The sequence below is a fragment of the Moraxella sp. DOX410 genome, from assembly GCF_032248735.1.
In the GTDB taxonomy this organism is placed as follows: domain Bacteria; phylum Pseudomonadota; class Gammaproteobacteria; order Pseudomonadales; family Moraxellaceae; genus Faucicola; species Faucicola tetraodonis.
In genome coordinates this window covers 923,067-941,755 of the sequence record NZ_CP135138.1, presented here as the reverse complement: position 1 = coordinate 941,755, position 18,689 = coordinate 923,067, and the positions used below count along the sequence as shown (strand labels likewise).

General features: G+C 44.6%; 14 protein-coding genes. 12 read left to right on the top strand and 2 right to left on the bottom strand.

The window, feature by feature from the left end:
- The first annotated feature begins 85 nt into the window (after positions 1 to 85).
- Together acnD and RNZ41_RS04240 are read left to right on the top strand one after the other, a co-directional pair.
- A complete protein-coding gene (acnD, locus tag RNZ41_RS04245) occupies positions 86 to 2,692 on the top strand; it encodes a Fe/S-dependent 2-methylisocitrate dehydratase AcnD (protein ID WP_314027656.1) in 2,607 nt (868 codons plus the stop codon).
- Between the two features lie 91 nt (positions 2,693 to 2,783).
- Entirely contained in the window at positions 2,784 to 3,563 is a 780-nt protein-coding gene (locus RNZ41_RS04240; protein ID WP_201666170.1) for a hypothetical protein, read from the top strand.
- 335 nt (positions 3,564 to 3,898) lie between these two features.
- Here RNZ41_RS04240 and serS read toward each other — a convergent pair whose 3' ends face one another.
- On the bottom strand, positions 3,899 to 5,164 hold the full coding sequence (serS, locus tag RNZ41_RS04235; RefSeq protein WP_314027655.1) for a serine--tRNA ligase: 1,266 nt from the start codon (positions 5,162 to 5,164) through the stop codon (positions 3,899 to 3,901).
- Between the two features lie 293 nt (positions 5,165 to 5,457).
- On the opposite strand from serS, the gene RNZ41_RS04230 reads away from it, so the two are divergent.
- From RNZ41_RS04230 to RNZ41_RS04205, 6 genes are all read left to right on the top strand, one after another.
- Positions 5,458 to 6,144 (top strand): YcxB family protein, encoded by a 687-nt coding sequence (locus tag RNZ41_RS04230; RefSeq protein ID WP_248107992.1) that lies wholly within the window; start codon positions 5,458 to 5,460, stop codon positions 6,142 to 6,144.
- 273 nt (positions 6,145 to 6,417) lie between these two features.
- Positions 6,418 to 7,011: a Dps family protein gene (locus RNZ41_RS04225; RefSeq protein WP_409950681.1), complete on the top strand. Its 594-nt coding sequence runs from the start codon at positions 6,418 to 6,420 to the stop codon at positions 7,009 to 7,011.
- Between the two features lie 316 nt (positions 7,012 to 7,327).
- The gene (nrdB, locus tag RNZ41_RS04220; RefSeq protein ID WP_060994288.1) at positions 7,328 to 8,461 is read left to right on the top strand and encodes a class Ia ribonucleoside-diphosphate reductase subunit beta; all 1,134 of its coding nucleotides are present in this window, start codon (positions 7,328 to 7,330) and stop codon (positions 8,459 to 8,461) included.
- A gap of 40 nt (positions 8,462 to 8,501) precedes the next feature.
- Positions 8,502 to 8,762, top strand: a complete 261-nt coding sequence (locus tag RNZ41_RS04215) for a 2Fe-2S iron-sulfur cluster-binding protein (RefSeq protein ID WP_309576837.1) — start codon at positions 8,502 to 8,504, stop codon at positions 8,760 to 8,762.
- A 271-nt stretch (positions 8,763 to 9,033) separates the two neighbouring features.
- Positions 9,034 to 10,938 (top strand): RNA polymerase sigma factor RpoD, encoded by a 1,905-nt coding sequence (gene rpoD / locus RNZ41_RS04210; protein ID WP_314027654.1) that lies wholly within the window; start codon positions 9,034 to 9,036, stop codon positions 10,936 to 10,938.
- A gap of 228 nt (positions 10,939 to 11,166) precedes the next feature.
- A complete protein-coding gene (locus tag RNZ41_RS04205; RefSeq protein WP_312384040.1) occupies positions 11,167 to 11,511 on the top strand; it encodes a YbeD family protein in 345 nt (114 codons plus the stop codon).
- 121 nt (positions 11,512 to 11,632) lie between these two features.
- On the opposite strand, the gene RNZ41_RS04200 is transcribed toward RNZ41_RS04205, so the two are convergent.
- Positions 11,633 to 14,038 carry a hypothetical protein gene (locus tag RNZ41_RS04200; protein WP_314027653.1) on the bottom strand — a complete coding sequence of 802 codons (2,406 nt, stop codon included), beginning with the start codon at positions 14,036 to 14,038 and terminating at the stop codon, positions 11,633 to 11,635.
- A gap of 228 nt (positions 14,039 to 14,266) precedes the next feature.
- Between RNZ41_RS04200 and RNZ41_RS04195 the strand changes: the two genes are divergently transcribed.
- From RNZ41_RS04195 to RNZ41_RS04180, 4 genes are read left to right on the top strand one after another with little or no spacing between them, the layout of a single operon-like run.
- A complete protein-coding gene (locus tag RNZ41_RS04195; protein WP_065252837.1) occupies positions 14,267 to 15,172 on the top strand; it encodes an ATP-binding protein in 906 nt (301 codons plus the stop codon).
- 1 nt (position 15,173) lies between these two features.
- Positions 15,174 to 16,523 carry a DUF2868 domain-containing protein gene (locus RNZ41_RS04190; protein WP_314027652.1) on the top strand — a complete coding sequence of 450 codons (1,350 nt, stop codon included), beginning with the start codon at positions 15,174 to 15,176 and terminating at the stop codon, positions 16,521 to 16,523.
- A gap of 2 nt (positions 16,524 to 16,525) precedes the next feature.
- Positions 16,526 to 17,080 carry a hypothetical protein gene (locus tag RNZ41_RS04185; RefSeq protein ID WP_314027651.1) on the top strand — a complete coding sequence of 185 codons (555 nt, stop codon included), beginning with the start codon at positions 16,526 to 16,528 and terminating at the stop codon, positions 17,078 to 17,080.
- A 31-nt stretch (positions 17,081 to 17,111) separates the two neighbouring features.
- Positions 17,112 to 18,656: a DUF3482 domain-containing protein gene (locus RNZ41_RS04180; RefSeq protein ID WP_314027650.1), complete on the top strand. Its 1,545-nt coding sequence runs from the start codon at positions 17,112 to 17,114 to the stop codon at positions 18,654 to 18,656.
- Positions 18,657 to 18,689 lie beyond the last annotated feature (33 nt).

The following is an 18,689-nucleotide window of genomic DNA, read 5'->3' as shown; positions in this document are numbered from 1 at the left end:
CGTATAAAAAGCCTTTCAGGTCAGCCTACCCATTGATTTGAAGGGCTTTTTTTCTAATGGATTATTAATTTTAAGGTTAAGCCAAATGACAAGCCAATACCGCAAACCCTTACCCAATTCTGATTTGGAATATTACGATACCCGCCAAGCGGTGAATGATATCACCCCAGAGGCGTATGACAAACTTCCCTACACCTCGCGTATTTTAGCTGAGCAACTGGTGCGTAAAGTCAGCGACCCAAACGAACTGACCGCTGCGCTCAAACAGCTCATTAACCGTGAGCGTACGTTAGACTTTCCTTGGTACCCTGCCCGTGTGGTGTGTCATGACATCTTGGGTCAAACTGCCCTTGTAGACTTGGCAGGCTTGCGTGATGCCATCGCTGAGCAAGGCGGTGACCCAAGCAAGGTCAACCCTGTGGTGCAAACTCAGCTGATTGTTGACCACTCGCTCGCTGTGGAATGCGGTGGTTATGACCCAGATGCGTTTGAAAAAAACCGCGCCATCGAAGACCGCCGCAACGAAGACCGTTTTCACTTTATCAACTGGACAAAGACTGCCTTTGAAAACGTGGATGTGATTCCCGCAGGCAACGGCATCATGCACCAAATCAATCTGGAGAAAATGTCGCCTGTAATCCAAGTACAAAACGGTATCGCCTACCCAGATACTTGCATGGGCACAGACAGCCACACCCCACACGTGGATGCGCTGGGGGTGATTTCGGTGGGTGTCGGTGGTCTTGAAGCGGAAACCGTTATGCTTGGTCACCCATCGATGATGCGCCTGCCTGATATCGTGGGCGTACACCTCAAAGGCAAACGCCAAGCAGGCATCACCGCCACCGATATCGTACTAGCACTGACCGAGTTCTTACGTAAAGAGCGTGTGGTCGGTGCCTATGTGGAATTCTTCGGTGAAGGCGCAGACAGCCTATCCATCGGTGACCGTGCCACCATCGCCAACATGACCCCAGAATATGGCGCAACCGCAGGGTTATTTTATATTGATGGGCAAACCATCGACTATTTACGCCTCACCGGTCGTGAAAACAAACAAGTCGAACTGGTGGAAAACTATGCCAAAACCGCAGGGCTATGGTCATCTGACCTCGTCAATGCCGACTATGAGCGTGTGCTTGAGTTTGATTTGTCACTCGTCACCCGTAACATGGCAGGTCCTTCAAATCCCCATGCGCGTGTATCGACTTCTGAGCTTTCTGCTAAAGGCATTGCCCATGCAGAAGGTGAAGCGGTGCCTGAATCAGAGAATGGCTTAATGCCTGATGGTGCGGTGATTATCGCGGCTATCACCTCATGTACCAACACCTCAAACCCTCGTAACGTGGTGGCAGCGGCATTACTTGCCAAAAAAGCCAACGAACTTGGCTTAACCCGTAAACCTTGGGTGAAATCATCATTCGCGCCGGGCTCAAAAGTGGCTGAACTGTACTTGCAAGACGCTAACCTATTGCCAGAACTGGAAAAACTGGGCTTTGGTATCGTGGCATTTGCCTGTACCACCTGTAACGGTATGTCGGGTGCGTTAGATCCTGCGATTCAGCAAGAAATCATCGACCGTGACCTGTATGCCACGGCGGTGTTGTCAGGCAACCGTAACTTTGACGGACGTATTCATCCATATGCCAAACAAGCCTTCTTGGCAAGCCCGCCGTTGGTCGTCGCGTATGCGATTGCAGGGACGATTCGTTTTGACATCGAAAAAGACGTGCTTGGCGTGGTTAATGGTAAAGAGATTCGCCTTATCGACATTTGGCCATCGGATGAAGAGATTGACGCGATTGTGGCAAAACACGTTAAACCTGAACAATTCCGTCAAATCTATATCCCGATGTTCAACCTTGACCGCAGCGAAAAAGCCGACAGCCCACTGTATAACTGGCGACCCATGTCAACCTATATCCGCCGTCCACCCTACTGGGAAGGCGCGCTAGCGGGTGAACGCACCCTCAAAGGTATGCGTCCACTCGCCATCTTGCCTGACAATATCACCACCGACCACTTGTCACCGTCCAATGCGATTTTGGCAAGCTCGGCAGCAGGCGAATACTTGGCAAAAATGGGCTTGCCCGAAGAAGACTTTAACAGCTATGCTACCCACCGCGGCGACCATTTAACCGCGCAACGTGCGACCTTTGCCAATCCAAAACTGTTCAATGAAATGGTGAAAAATGACGATGGCAGTACCAAACAAGGCTCACTCGCTCGCGTTGAGCCTGAAGGTCAAGTGATGCGGATGTGGGAAGCGATTGAGACTTACATGAACCGTAAGCAACCGCTGATTATCATCGCCGGGGCGGACTATGGTCAAGGCTCTAGCCGTGACTGGGCTGCCAAAGGTGTGCGCCTAGCTGGGGTGGAAGCGATTGTGGCAGAAGGTTTTGAGCGGATTCACCGTACCAACCTTATCGGTATGGGTGTGCTGCCGCTTGAATTTAAAGCTGGGACGACGCGTATCACGCTAGGGCTAGATGGGACTGAGACGTATGATGTGATTGGTGACATTTCGCCACGTTGTGATTTGACGCTGGTGATTAATAAAGAAGGCTCGCAGCCGCTTGAAGTGCCTGTGACCTGCCGTCTTGATACCCAAGCGGAAGTGGATACTTACAATGCTGGGGGCGTATTGCAAAAATTCGCGCAAGACTTCTTAAAAGGTGAAGTGGCTTAAGTTTTATTTAAAATTACAAGTCTAAAATATTGTTCTAAAATTAAAAGCCGAGTATGATAAATGCTCGGTTTTCTAGATATAAATTTATGATATGAAATTCTCAGAACTAATAGAAAAAATGAACTTATACACCTTATCTGCAGTCAGATGTTCTGATTTAGCTATATCCGCAAGTAAGTTAATGCTTTGGAATTGTGAAGAATGGGATAAAGAGCCTTGTTTAGCATCTGCACGCAATATGCCAGATATTAAAATGTGCTTACCGTTAGTGCAAGGTGTTTCAACAGAACTTAGCAAAACTCTTTATTTAATTTTAGGAAATCCTGAATCTTGTACTTTTTCGGAAAATGGTGGCGTTTACTTTGGACATGTAGATACTTTCATTTCACCTAATGAAATTATTGCTACACAGGTTATGCTTTATAACTATTGTCTACTTGAAGCTTACGAATTCGATTTAATGAAACAAAAGATGTATGAAAATCAAGAATTATTTTTTGATGAAAAATACAGTTTAAAAGATTTTAATGAGAGAGGTTTTGAAAAGCTTATTAATGGGGTAGTTGAGAGAGAACTAGTAAAATATGAACGACAATCAGTTGAAAAAAGATTAAATTTATGGAAAAAATTTGATTTAAATGAAATTGGCGAAAAATGGATTGAAATTTATAAAGTTTTATCAGAACGTAGAAATGAGTTAACTCACGAGCATTCACCAACCAAACCAACTTTAGAAGAATCTATTATTTACTTTCATCACTGCAGGGTATTAGCTAAAGAGATTGCTACAAAATTTGGAGATAAATCAATTTCCGAATGTAAAGTTCCTTGGCATGACTTTAAAGAAGTAGAGATGCCTCAAGAAATTTAAAGTTATATTTAATAAAATGAAAATAAAATTTAATCAATTTTTTACTCAGATTATTGAACATTTGTTAAAATTATAGTACTTTGATAAAAAAGCTCTCACTTTTTGCGAATACCGAAATAGCCAAATTTTTAAATAGTGGTTGAAACTGATAACAATTTAATTCTCATAGATTTTAGTTTAACAAAATCCTTCCTAGCATTGACAGTTTTAATAAACACCATTTTTCAAAAATGGGTTAGCTAAAACTGGTCAAGCGTTTTACTTTTCTCAGCTATTTTTTTAAATCCAAATAAAAACAGCCAATCAATCAACTGGCTGTTTTTTCACTGTTACCACTAACCAATCACATCAACGCCCATATACGGACGCAGCACTTCAGGCACCGTGATAGTACCATTCGCATTTTGGTAATTTTCCATGATGGCAAGCAATGTACGACCCACCGCAAGACCTGAGCCATTTAACGTATGCACCAGCTCGGTTTTTTTGCCGTCTTTGACACGCGCTTGTATACGGCGCGCTTGGAAGTCACCACAGTTTGAGCAGCTAGAGATTTCACGGTAGGTATTCTGAGACGGTAGCCACACCTCGATGTCATAGGTTTTCACCGCGCCAAAGCCCATATCACCGCCACACAGCACAATCACCCGATACGGCAAACCAAGCTGCTGTAAGATATATTCCGCTTGTCCTGTCATGTCCTCTAACGCTTGCATTGAAGTCTCAGGATGGACAATTTGCACCATTTCCACTTTTTCAAACTGATGCTGACGAATCAAGCCGCGCGTATCTCGCCCGGCACTACCCGCTTCACTACGAAAACAGGGGGTATGGGCAGTCACTTTGATGGGCAACGCTTCAGGGTCTAGGATTTTGTCACGCACGCTATTGGTAAGCGGCACTTCTGACGTAGGGATTAAGTAATACTCTTTTTCACCGCGCAATTTGAACAAATCTTCTTCAAACTTTGGCAATTGCCCTGTACCTAGCAGGCTGTCGGCATTGACCATATACGGCACATACATTTCCGTATAGCCGTATTTGTCGGTATGGGTAGTAAGCATAAAGGCAATCAAGGCGCGGTTGAGTTTGGCGAGTTGACCTTTTAGCACGCTAAAGCGTGAGCCAGTCAGTTTGGCTGCCATTTCAAAGTCAAGTAACCCCAAATTTTCGCCCAAGTCGCTATGGTCTTTGACCTCAAAATCAAATTGGCGCGGCTCACCCCATCGACGCATTTCGACATTGTCGTTTTCATCTTTACCTGCTGGCACGCTGTCATCAGGCAAGTTTGGGATGGTTAAAGCTGCCGCTAGAATTTTCTCTTGCAACGCTTTAAGCGCGTCTTCTGCTTGTTTCATCTCGCTACTGATGGTCGCCATTTCTGCCATCAAAGCGTCAGTATTTTCGCCATTGCGTTTCATCACGCCGATTTGTTTGGCGCCCGCATTTTTTTTGGCTTGCAGTTCTTCGGTTTTGACTTGAATGGATTTGCGCTGTTCTTCGACCTGCTGCCAAAATGCTTTATCAAGCTCATAGCCGCGTTTGGCAAGTTTTTCGGCGACCGTGTCTAGTTCTGTACGTAGTAATTTTGGGTCGATCATGGCGATAAGTTCCTTAAATTGTTCAAACTTGAGTTAAAGCAGCAAAATGGCTGTTGATATCAGCGTGTATGATAGCAAGATTGCAGCGATTTTTCACGGTAGCGACTAGAAATACACGGCAAATTGACGATTTATCGGTATGCGCTTATCGGCGTTCGCCCCTCGCTGCATTGGGAGTAAAACAAAAATTTATCAAAAAGTGCGTTGTTAGGTTTATTTTTGGGTCAAGGTTGGGTAAGATAAGCCTTCTTTTATCGTTTTGTAACTATCGTTTGATAGTGAGTGAATTGTTTATGGCGCTGTACCCTTACACCCTACAACCTGTGGATTTGAATCTGACCGAGGACGAGTTTCGTCAAGCACAGCTGCAGCTGTTTGATGCCAACAACCAAACTTTGACCAAAATCACCCCAAAAACTTGGGCAATTTTGGCAGTCATCGTGGTGCTAGCGATTTTAGGTCTGATTTTTGTGCGCGGTTATTCCACCATTATTTTTTGGTTGATGCTCGTGGGTGTGGTGATTTATTTGCTGGCATGTACCTACGGTCTTAAATGGTATGTCAAACGAGAATTTGAAAAACAAATGGCAAGCCAAAGTATGCCGCCAGAGATGCAACAAATCAAGCTTGGCGTACAGCAGCATGGGGTAGTGATGTCCATGCCTGCACCCAACATGCCCGCCATGCCACGCGGCTACAATCAGCCTTTGGTGCGTAGTAGCGGTATGCAGCAAGCGGTTATCAAATGGGATAGTGTCACCAACTGGCAAGAAACGCCTGATTATATCTTTATGATGTTTGATGTCAAAAATCCAAAAACGGGTGAAAGCCAACAAGGCAGCCAAATCGTACCAAAACGCCTTGCCCACCAAAAATTCCCGATTGATACCTTACGTCATCATTTACAGCAAAACATCGGAAAAGCAGGTTTTGATTTAACCGACAAACCGACTGATAAATACTTCCCAGAAAACAATTAAGACAACGATTAAGATTAAGACAACAACTAATTATCGATGACCACAAAAACTGCAGCCAAGCAACTGCAGTTTTTTTATGGCGGCAAGCAAAACTATTTACCAAATTTGCACACAGCTATGCCAAATGTTTGATATTATTTTTAGGGTAATACCGTACATTTTAATTGATAAAATTAAATGTACTGATAAAAACGATTAATTTTAATAACACATTGTTTAGGCTTACAATTAAGTCCTAAACAAATAAAAATCATCATTTTAGGAGATAACAACATGGCAAAACAAGCCACTACAAAACAATCAGCAACCAAACAAGACTCAGAACAATTAGACAATAACGATAAATCAGGTGAAAAAGTGACTACCGCCAAATCTACCGCTTCCAAATCTGCCTCAAGTAAAACACGCGATATCAGTCTAGCCGCTGCAGACATGAGCGCCATTGTTGAGCAATTAAATACCTTATTAGCCAATTATCATATATTCTATACTAATGTGCGTGGCTATCACTGGAACGTGCGTGGCTCAGATTTCTTTACCCTCCATGTGAAGTTTGAAGAGTTATATACTGCGCTGCAAGTCCAAATTGATGAAATTGCTGAGCGCATTTTGACCTTACAAGGTACACCACTACATGCTTATAGCGATTTCTTAAAAATCTCAAGCATCAAAGAAGACAAAAACGTCTCTGACGGTGTGGCATGTGTGAAAGGTATTTTAACAGGTCTGACTATGACCATCGCTAAAGAACGCGAAATCATTGACTTAGCGGATGAAGATGACGATCAAGGCACTGCCGACCAATTGACTGCCTATGTGCAAGAACAAGAAAAATTGGTGTGGATGTACAATGCCTATCTTGGCTAATCGTCCCATCTGACCAAAAAGACGGCTTTGACAGTCGTCTTTTTTATTGCGTGCTAAAATAAAAACACAATATATAGATTTTCAAATGTCAATAAATTTAATTACTAATTTTTTGATATACAAATAGTTATATATTTCAATATGTTATAAATTTTATCCTTAAAAATCAAATCCTTGGGTGGATTGCAATTGCTATATGTTGTTATCTATAATAGCCAAGCACACTAGCCAGTTGATGCACTTGTTAGCTGACTTATTGTTAAGTGATACTGCTACGCCACTTGTCTTGAACTTTGATTGAAGAAGATTCACCGCTATGTCATATTCCATCTTTTGCCAAACCAAAAATGACCCATTGCTTGAGCCGATGTTTTTTGGTCAGCCTGTCAATGTGGCACGTTACGACCAACAAAAATTCCCTGTTTTCGAGCAGTTGATTGAAAAGCAATTGTCGTTTTTTTGGCGTCCAGAAGAAATTGACGTCTCCAAAGACCGTTTGGATTTTAGCAACTTGTCAGTGCATGAACAACATATCTTCTTAAGCAACCTAAAGTACCAAACCTTGCTTGATTCGATTCAAGGTCGTAGCCCCAATGCCGTGCTACTGCCGCTGGTGTCGATTCCTGAATTAGAAACCTGGATTGAAACTTGGTCATTTTCTGAGACCATCCATTCTCGCAGCTATACCCATATTATTCGTAACGTGGTCAATGACCCAAGCAAAGTATTCGACGATATCGTTGACAATCCTTTTATCCTAGAGCGCGCGACAGGGATTGCCAAGTTTTATGACGAGCTGTATCAACTATCTCAGCTATATAACCTATACGGTGAAGGTCGTCATGTCATTGATGGCAAACCCGTCGAGGTCAATTTACGTCTGCTTAAAACCAAATTGTATCTATGCTTGGTGGCTATCAATGTGCTAGAAGCGATTCGTTTTTATGTGTCGTTTGCTTGTTCATTTGCCTTTGCTGAGCGCAAACTGATGGAAGGTAATGCCAAAATCATCAAAATGATTGCCCGTGACGAAGCGCTTCATCTAAACGGCACCCAGCATATGATTAATTTGATGCAATCGGGCAAAGATGACCCTGACATGGTCGAAATCGCCCAAGACTGCCAACAGCAAGCCATTGAAATTTTCAAAGACGCGGCTGAACAAGAAAAAGCTTGGGCAAAATATTTGTTTAAAGATGGCTCAATGATTGGCTTGAATGAAAATATCTTGGTGCAATACGTTGAGTACATTACCAACCTACGTATGGATGCGATTGGCTTACCCCCTATTTTTGCGGCGATTAAAAACAACCCAATTCCATGGATTAATGCTTGGCTGTCCTCAGACAACGTGCAAGTCGCGCCCCAAGAGTCAGAAATCACCTCTTACTTAGTCGGTCAAATTGACGCAGAGCTGAGTGATGATGCGTTTGATGATTTTGAATTGTAATTCGTCATACGCTTATTTTATTTAGGCAATATAATCGATTATGGCATGGATTTTTACCAACAACACGCAGTTTTATTTGCATGACGCTGAGACGCTGCTACAAGGCATGCTTCGCTCAAAAATCTCTGCCAATCATCAATGCCTTGAAGGTTATTGCGGTACTTGTAAGCTCAAATACCGCCGTCGCCACCATGACACCCGTATCGAATACATCAATGAGCCACTGGTGATGTTAGACGATGACGAAATCCTACCCTGCTGTTGTCAAGTCAGAGGGGCAATCGAGCTTGATATCGATTGATTTACCAAAATAACCCGCCAAAAACTGCGCGAAATTCCGCATAAAGCGAAAACTTACCCGCTTTGCCTTTAATTTTCTCCCCGCGAACCTCATATAATCCGTTATAATAATAGGTTGACTACCGCTTTTTAATCATACTAAATCTTTATTTAGTCCTCGACTGTCATTTGCAGGGTGTATCCCTTGATAAAAATGAAGAAATACAGTCATTAGCTTATTTGTCGTGCTATTACATTATTTATTTTTTTAACCAATATCAAAGCGAGCCCTCATGAGCGAACATTCAACTTCTCAATTAGCCACGCTGATTCAATTAGGTAAAGAGCAAGGTTATCTCACCTATGCTGAGATTAATGACCAACTCCCCGAATCGGTAACTGAAAGTGACCAGATTGATGATATTATTCAAATGCTCACAGACGTTGGCATCAAGATTTTTGAGACCGCGCCTGATGAAGACGACATTATGCTTAGCGATGATGCGGATGATGACGAAATTGCTGTCGATGAAGCCGCCGCGGTACTTGCCTCAGTAGAATCTGAGCCAGGTCGCACCACTGACCCTGTGCGTATGTATATGCGTGAGATGGGTACGGTTGACCTACTCACCCGTGAAGGTGAGATTGCGATTGCTAAGCGTATCGAAGATGGTATTCGAGATGTACAACATGCCATGACCTTTTGGCCAGGTACCGTGGCTATGCTCATTAATGAATACCACCAAACCTTTGAAGGTGAAAAGAAAGTCTCGGATATTATTACCGGTTTTCTTGACCCTGAAGCCGCTGATGTCATCCCGCTTGCCGATGACGAAGAGGTAGAAATCGCGTTACCGATTATCAAACCTAAAGTCAAAGACGAAAAAGCCGAGGATGAGCTCGACGATGAAGCCGAAAACGCCGATGAAATCGAAGAAGCCGATGGCGACGTCAGTGAAGATGCCGATACCGAAGAAGCCAGCGGTCTTGACCCTGAAGAAGTGCGTCTGCGCTTTGAAGAATTAGAGCAATTGTTCACCAAGGTCAATGATTTATTAGCCACCCATGACCGTGATAGCGAAGTGGTCAAAGCGGCGATGAATGAGCTTGCCAACTGCTTTATGCTATTTAAGCTCAATAGCCGCGTCTCTGACAATATCATGGATATGATGCGCGAGGTGTATGAAGACGTGCGTAAAAACGAACGTCACATCATGAAACTGGTGATTCGCCGCGGTAAAATGCCAAAAGATGAGTTTCGCAAAACCTTTCCGCATAATGAAACCAACCTTGACTGGCTCCCTAACCGTATCGCAGGCAAACCTGCCTTTGCCGACACGTTAGAGCGGGTACTTGATGAAGTATTACAGTATCAAGGTCGTATCCAGCAGCATGAGCAAAATCTTGGCATGAACATCGACCAAATGAAAGTGGTCGCACGTAACATGTCTGTGGGTGAAGCCAAAGCCCGCCGCGCCAAAAAAGAAATGGTCGAGGCGAACTTACGTCTGGTTATTTCGATTGCTAAAAAATATACCAACCGCGGTTTGCAGTTCCTTGACTTGATTCAAGAAGGTAACATTGGCTTGATGAAAGCGGTAGATAAATTTGAATATCGCCGTGGTTATAAATTCTCGACCTATGCCACTTGGTGGATTCGCCAAGCCATCACCCGCTCGATTGCTGACCAAGCCCGTACCATCCGCATCCCTGTACACATGATTGAGACCATCAATAAAATCAACCGTGTATCGCGCCAGCTATTACAAGAAATGGGACGCGAGCCTACCCCTGAGGAGTTGGGCGAACGCTTAGAGATGGACGAAGTCAAAGTCCGTAAAGTACTCAAAATCGCCAAAGAGCCTATCTCAATGGAAACCCCAATTGGGGACGATGAGGACAGTCACTTGGGTGATTTTATTGAGGATTCGAGCATCTCAAGCCCAGTGGATGAAGCAACGGCACAAGGGTTAAAAGAAGCTACCCGTGAAGTGTTAGCCAACCTCACCGAACGTGAAGCCAAAGTGCTTAAAATGCGTTTTGGTATTGATATGTCTACCGACCATACCTTAGAAGAAGTGGGTAAACAATTTGATGTCACCCGTGAGCGTATTCGTCAGATTGAAGCCAAAGCGCTGCGTAAACTGCGCCACCCTTCTCGCTCTGAACATCTACGTTCATTTCTAGAGAATGATTAATGTTATATCCATCCAAAAAAGCCGAGACAATGTTCTCGGTTTTTTTATGGGAGGATTTATGAATGTGATTTTTCTATAAATGTGGCTTTTTATGAATTGGGTTATAAATGGGGTTATGGATAGGTTTATGGATGGGGCTTTTTTCAACGCCAAACTGCAACGTCTTGAAATTATCGGTTTTACCCTCATTTAGACCCTAAAGAAATTTATACAACCTTAGGTGATGCCATGAACGATAAAACAATTACGCTTAATAACTTGGAAGCCGCTGCATGTAGTACGCGAGCGGCGAAACCTACGGATATCCAGCACCCAGAATTGTGGAATTTTCCGATGGACTATCCGTTAAGTATCATCGGTCATGAAGGTCACAAAGAGACACTACTCGATGAAGTAAAATTAATTTTGGGTAGCTTATTTCCTGAATTTGATTTGGCAAGTTTGACTATTAATCCATCGCGTACCGGTCGTTTCCACTCCGTACGTGCCAATGTATATTTGACAGAAGCCGAGCAAGTCAATAACTTATATAAAATGCTGGATGAAGCGGCAAGTATTCGTACCGTATTATAAACCTGTCATGATTAAAAATGGCACGATTGATTGACGTACAAAAAAGCGGGATACATCAGTTATCCCGCTTTTTTTATCTGTTTTATATGGGTTATCAGCAGTTGATGCTTCGTTTGCCCGATTATTGGCTCAAAAGTAACAACTGATAGGCAGCTTTGTAGGCATCATAATCAAAATCATAGCTCGCTTCAAAGTGAGGTTTGAGTTTTTCAATTAACTCATCATCTTCATCAGATAGGCTGATATGCTTGGCTTGGGTCTGCATGTCTTCGATAGCGATTTCGCCGAGTAATTGATTAAACTTATCGAGCGCCTGCGTTTGCTTGGCGATATCGACAGCCGTGGATGCAGATGCAGTATCAGCGTAGCTAGATTGCTGGCTGGCTGCGTGCTCTTGGGCGGTGGCTGTGTCGATTTTTTCACAGATTTTGGCAAGGCGGGTGCGTGATGTTTTATCAAGTTTATCTGTGTCCAACAGCACCGAACAAGCTTGTTGTTCTTCGCTTTCCTCTACAATATCTACTGCCGCTGCAGCTTCCGCCGCCACTGCCGGTGCACTTTCTACATCGCTGGCTACATCGCTGGCTACATCGCTCGGTTTGTCGCTGATAGTTTGATACAACTGGCTAAATATCTGGGCGTCAGATTTGCCTTGGGCTTTAAGTTTGGCAATTTGTTGCAAATATTGTTGATTGCGATAGGTTTTATCAACAATCCCTGCGATATGTTCAGCAAGTTCCTCATCGACATACGCATCAGTGTCTGTAACCGCTTCTTGCTGACGGATATCAGTATTTATGACCGCATAATTATCAGCATGTATTTTTGCAAGTTTGGTTGCAGCGGCGTTTAGCGCCGCCATATCTATTTCACTCAGGCTTGCTTCATCTTTTTGCAGCACAAACTGGTAAGTATAAAGGGTGACAAAGGTCTCGACAAACCCTTTGTTTTGTTTGAGTAGGCTATAGGACAAGGCTTCTAAATTCTTATCACTGTCAAAGACTTTGGATTGTTTTGTCGCCGCCCATAGATTGTTATCTTTTGATGCTTGTTGCCAAGTGATTGCCTTGTTGAAGATATCAGGATTGACGCGGGCTTTGCCATAATCATAAAAATTAACCACTGTGCGCATTTGGGTCTTAGGCTGATTGGTAGTCAGCGTGGTTTTTTCAAATGCTGGCAAATCACTCATTGCCACCATATTGAGGAGTTGATTTTGGCGGTTGAGTCCATAGCTGATACGGATGTCGTCATCCATTGAGATAAAGCTGCTATTTGCCTCTTTGCTTATCTCAGCTTGCAGCGCTTTAAAGGCTTGCGGATTGGCGTCAATGATTTTTGCCAGGGCAGCGGCACTGACCAATTTGTCTGATTGGTATTTGTCAAAGGCTGCTAAGGCTTTTGCGGTTTGACCCAATTCGTCACTGGTTGACTCATCAGTGGTTGAATCGTCAGTGGCTGTTTGAGTCTCTAAACTGTCCATTGCCTCTGCAGCATCGGCACTGGCTGGGTCAGCAGCGCTGTCATCTGATTGCGAGCGCATTTTATCAATGGCTTCATACAGGCGCATGGCAGATTCATACGCTTTTTCCTCAACGCTTGCCAACTCATGGCTGTCAAAGGCTTTTTTCATCAGATACCGTGGGCTAACAGCAAGGCTACCAAGCTGCTTTAGCTCATCATCTTTGACAAAATCGGCTGTATTGATGAATGATTTTAGGTAGCGCTTATTAACGTGGAAAAACAGCAAATACTCCGCTAGCATTTGATTGTAGCCAATTCGGTAGCCAATGCGCTGGCTCACACCTTTGGCTTTATCTTCATTAGTCAAAGCCAATGACTGATAGTCGCTTTCTTTGGCAAGGGTGGCATTTAGCAGTGACATCTGTTCAAATACCTTGAATAAGGCTCTTTTATCTATCTTTTTATCTTTTAGCAGTTTGCTATAGTCATACTCAATGTACCGTCCATCATATTGCGGGTCGGTGGCAAACTCAGAGAGTCCCGACAAGTCAGCATATACTTTGGAGCGCGCAAAATCAGCCGCAAGCGGCACTTTAATAAACGCCCCTGCATTGTTCTGCACATAGCGAAATTCAGGCACGATTGACATTTGCCCTCGGCGAAGATCTACCACACCTGTGGAGGCAAACTCAAAGCGCTTGGTTAAAATATCCATCACTTGCCCCACTTCGCTTTGTTCACGGGTTTGGTGATTGACCCCTTCTGTGACCAAGGCTTGTTGGCGAGCATCAAGGTGCTGTGCTGTGCTAAGCTGCTGGATAAGTTTTAAACGATTAGGGCTTGCAGGTAGCGCTTGTGCACCACGCAGCGGTGGGCGCACCACATTGACTCGATAGTCATAAGCATAGCTTTGGCGACTGACCAACTGTTGGTTGGCTTGCAACACACGTTGAGACAGCGGTTGACTCGCGCTAGGCTGTGTGGCACAGCCATGAATCCCCAGCATGACGATAGCAAAAGTAAGAGGTTTTATACTAAAGGCGATGGCTTGTTGCGCATTCATTGATCTTCCTTAACAAATTTTATCATAAAGCCTATCTTTATAACTGAATTGAATTTTTTTGTAAACAAAAAGCCAGTGTTATGCTGCAATGTTTACAAAGATAATGGGTAATCTAACGGAGTTTTGCTATCATACGAACTAAATACCGCAAAAACGCTTAAAAACTACTCATTTAAAAACCAATTACTTAAAACTAGTCACTTAAAAACCACTCAGAAGAACCCTTGTATGTCGCAACTCACTCTACCCGCTAATCTTAGTTTACCCGCTAATTTAGAACACTTACTCACCCAATTTTTACAGGCACAGCTGCCCAAGCCCATACAACTTGACCCAAGCGTGCTTGCCCACCGCTGGCAATCCAATAGCCGCACGGGCAGCGGTGAACTGGTGCCTTTAACCGTAGATTTGCGATTGACGTTGGATGATTTGCTTGGCATTGATGGGCAAAAAAATAAACTGATTCAAAACACGCGCCAGTATTTATCAGGCTTACCTGCCAATCATGTACTCATGACAGGCACACGTGGCGCAGGTAAATCGTCGCTCATTCGGGCATTGCTCAATCAATACAAAGCGGATGGTCTTCGTATTATCGAAGTGTCACGAGATGATTTGGTGATGTTAGAGCCGATTCGCCAAGCGGTACGAGACCTTCATACAACCCAGCCCAATCATGGCTGTCATTATGTGGTGTACTGTGATGACTTAGCGTTCAATGGACAAGATGAGAATTATCGCACGCTCAAAAGTGTGCTCGATGGCGCGCTAGATAGCGAGCAAGACAAACTACTGGTCTATGCGACCAGTAACCGCCGTCATCTACTACCGCAACTGATGAAAGACAATGTGAGCATTTATAATGGGCAAACCGATGAAGTCAATCCGTACGAGACGATTGATGAAACCGTGTCGTTGTCTGACCGCTTTGGGCTGTGGCTGTCATTTCATCCGATGACCCAACCTGTGTATTTAGATATTTGTGCGCATTATTTGACGCAAGCAAGTTTGCCCTTTGATGATGAAGCAAAAGCCGCTGCCTTGCGCTTTGCCAGTGAACGCGGTGGACGCTCTGGGCGCGTGGCTTATCAGTTTAGTCGGTATTTTATTGGGATGAAAGGGTTGGAAAATTAACATGTACACATCTCAAGACCAACTGACCGAACTGGTGCGCAGGCTGGAAGAAAAACAGCATATTTTTGCCGCTGACCCTATCCTTATCACTGAAAAACTGCAACATGAGTCGGGCGAACCGCTGAGCAAATTGCGCCGCCGCGCCTCACGTATTGATAATGATGGCAAACTTGCGCAGCTACTTACCACTATTGACACCCGCGTCAATGGCGTGATTTGGGGATTGACTGTGCTGTGGTTTATTTTGGGCTTTGTCGCGTTATTTGGGTTGATGCAAGCGCAGGTGGTGAACTTTTTTTATGTGCTAGCCAGTTTATTAGGGTTTAATACCATTATCTTGCTGGTTTGGCTCGGTTGGATGCTGTTCTCACCGCGCAATAAACCCAGTTTTTTTGGTACTTTTTTTACCCCGGCAACCCTAGTGCGTGGCAAAGATATTGTCACCCAAACGGCGGTTGAACTGTATCAAGACCAGCTTAATCACGCTGGCACCAAATGGTACGTCAGTCGTATCAGCCACCAGTTTTGGTTAGCCAGCCTATCGGGAATGTTGGTGTCATTAATTCTATTGTTATTGGTCAAAAATTATAATTTTGTGTGGGAATCAACCCTACTACAAGACAGCAACGTGGTAGAAGTGGTCAAGCTGATGTCTTGGCTCCCGCATTGGGTAGGCTTTCCTACCCCAACGGCACAAGATATTATCACCGCGCAGATGAATCCTGAAACCACGCCACAGATGATTTCGTTTCGCTGGGCGATGTTATTAATCGGTAGCCTACTGATGTACGGTATCGTGCCACGTTTGCTCGCATGGCTATGTTGTCTGGTGATGGTGCGCTCAAGTCGTATGAAACTTGATATCAAACAGCCGTATTATCAAAAAATTATCGATTTTTGGCAGCGCAAAGTGATTGACCCTGATGACAGCCCTGCTGAGCAAAAACCTATCGCGCCCACTGCCCAAATCAGCCTAGCCAATAAACTTGCCGTGTTGCTCGAATACCCGCAAGCCAACCCGCAATGGTATGCCAAAACCGTCGGCATGGCGGCGCAAAACTTTGGTCGTATCGATGATCGTGATGACTTGGAAAAACTGATTGCCTACCTTCAAAGCAACCCTGTTCAAGTGCTCGTCGGTATCTCCAATCTCGCACTCCCCGACCGTGGCACCCTGCGAAAACTCGATAATATCGCAAGCGCGGCAAAAGGCGGTATGATTGTGCAACTGCTCGATGCCAATCAAGGCTACCTGCCAAGTCCGAGCGAAATTGAAACCATCAAAGCCCGTCAACTACAATGGGAAACCGCGTTGGCAGAACGCCAAATTGCCCTAGTAAGAGAAAATTAACCATGAATGCCACGACAAGCTATGCCGATGTGATTAATAGCATTGCCCAGACTACTTCACAGCTTACGCTCGCAGGGCAAAGCGCTTTTGTGCAAAATCTCCTCCGTCAATTTGTTCAAAATTTACCAGATGATTGGCTTGACAACGAACTTGACAGTGAAAAACCGCACTATCAAGCCCTGTTTGACATCATAAACAGGCAAACTTGGCAAACCGCTAGCATCGAACAGGCGCTAAATGCGCTCGATGACATCATGTTTACTGGCGATAGCTATCCACACAGCACCAGTGATGCGATTTTGCTGATGCTTGATATGCTTGGGTTTTATCTATCTTTGACAGCCATGGAAGAAAAATCTGCAGTGAGTGATGGTTGGGTGATTTTAACCGCTGAAGGCTATTTGGATTATTACGACCAATTGGCAGAAGATAGTAGCGAAAACACCGATGATGTTGCGCATAGTTTTGATGATTGGCTGGCACATCCACTGACCCAAACTGCCTTCAATCATGTCACTCATGCCCTAGAACTTGCCAAAAGAACTTGCCAAAAATAGCTCGCGCTGAATACATAAAGGTTAATAAATAATGGATAACAAAGACATAACCACCCAAGAAAAATTGACAATTGATTTAACCAAAGATTATTTGCCAGCGACGGCTACTGACAGTGCGACCCATCCAAGCACCGATATCGCCACGCAATCGCCTAACCATCCATTAGCCCAAGCAGAACAAAACCCCTATCCAAGCCGCAAAATCAGCATTGGCGAAAATGAAGCGTTAAAATTGGCGGTGGTAGGACATACCAATACCGGTAAAACTTCGCTACTACGCACCCTGTTGCGTGATATGTACTTTGGCGAAGTCAAAAATGCGCCTGCCACTACCCGTCATGTGGAAAAAGCCATGATCAATGACAGCCAAACGGGTCAAGGCTTGGTGGCACTGTATGACACGCCCGGTCTAGAAGATGCGTCAGGGCTACTTGATTGGTTAGAAGACAATACCGCCGCCCGCCGTGACGGTGTGGAGCGGTTACAGCAATTTTTGGCAAGTGCACCTGCACAAGACGAGTTTAGCCAAGAAGCCAAGGTCATTCGTCAGCTGATTGCCAGTGACATGGCTGTCTATGTGATTGATGCGCGTGAGCCTGTGCTCGGCAAATATAAAGATGAGTTAACTGTGCTGTCATGGTCAGCCATCCCCGTCATGCCCGTATTTAACTTTACTAAGGGTCAAGATAGCAATATCAATGAATGGCAGCAGATGCTCGCGCGCCGCAACTTGCATGTATCTACGCGGTTTGACTCAGTGGCGTTTGAGTTTGATGATGAAATCAAACTGTGGCAAAACTTAGAAACCATGCTGATACAACCTGAAATTATCAAACAACTGATTGAGCGTCGTAAAGCCGACTGGGATGATTTGTACGATGATGCCAATATTATCATTGCGCATTTTTTATTAAACGTTGCCGCCTTTGTTGAAACCATTCACGAGGAGGATGATCCGCTGCCTACCTTACAAAAAATGCAAGAAAAAGTACGCCAAGCTGAACGCAGTATGCAAGACGAACTATTAAACCTGTATAAATTTTATGACAATACCGTCACCACCACACCGCTTGAGCTGACTGAATATCGCCGCGATCCGTTTGATAAAGACGTACTAGCCAGTTATGGGATTCGTACCACAGGCGGTGCGGCGGCAGGCGCGCTGATTGGACTGGGTATTGATGTCGCCACCCTTGGCACGTCACTGGGACTGGGTACGGCGCTCGGTGGTTTGGCAGGTGGCTTACTGTCAAATACCAGCGCGATTGCCGACAAAATCAGTGGCGTCAAACGGCTGCACATAGACCCTGCTACCCTGACCTTACTGGCGACTCGAGCGATGGACCTACTGACTGCGCTACGCCATCGTGGTCATGCGGCGACTGATAGCATCATGGCGAACCAATCGCTCGCGCCTTGGTCAGTTGATAGATTGCCAAGTTTGCTCAAAAAAGCGCGTGGTAAGCCCGAATGGTCATCGCTCAACACAGGTAGACAAGCCACTGTATCTGCCAAGCAGTCGCATGAGCTGCGCGATGAGGCAGCTTGGCAATTATCACGCCAACTAAGACGCTGACTTATCAACCTACAACCATGATAAAAAACTTGG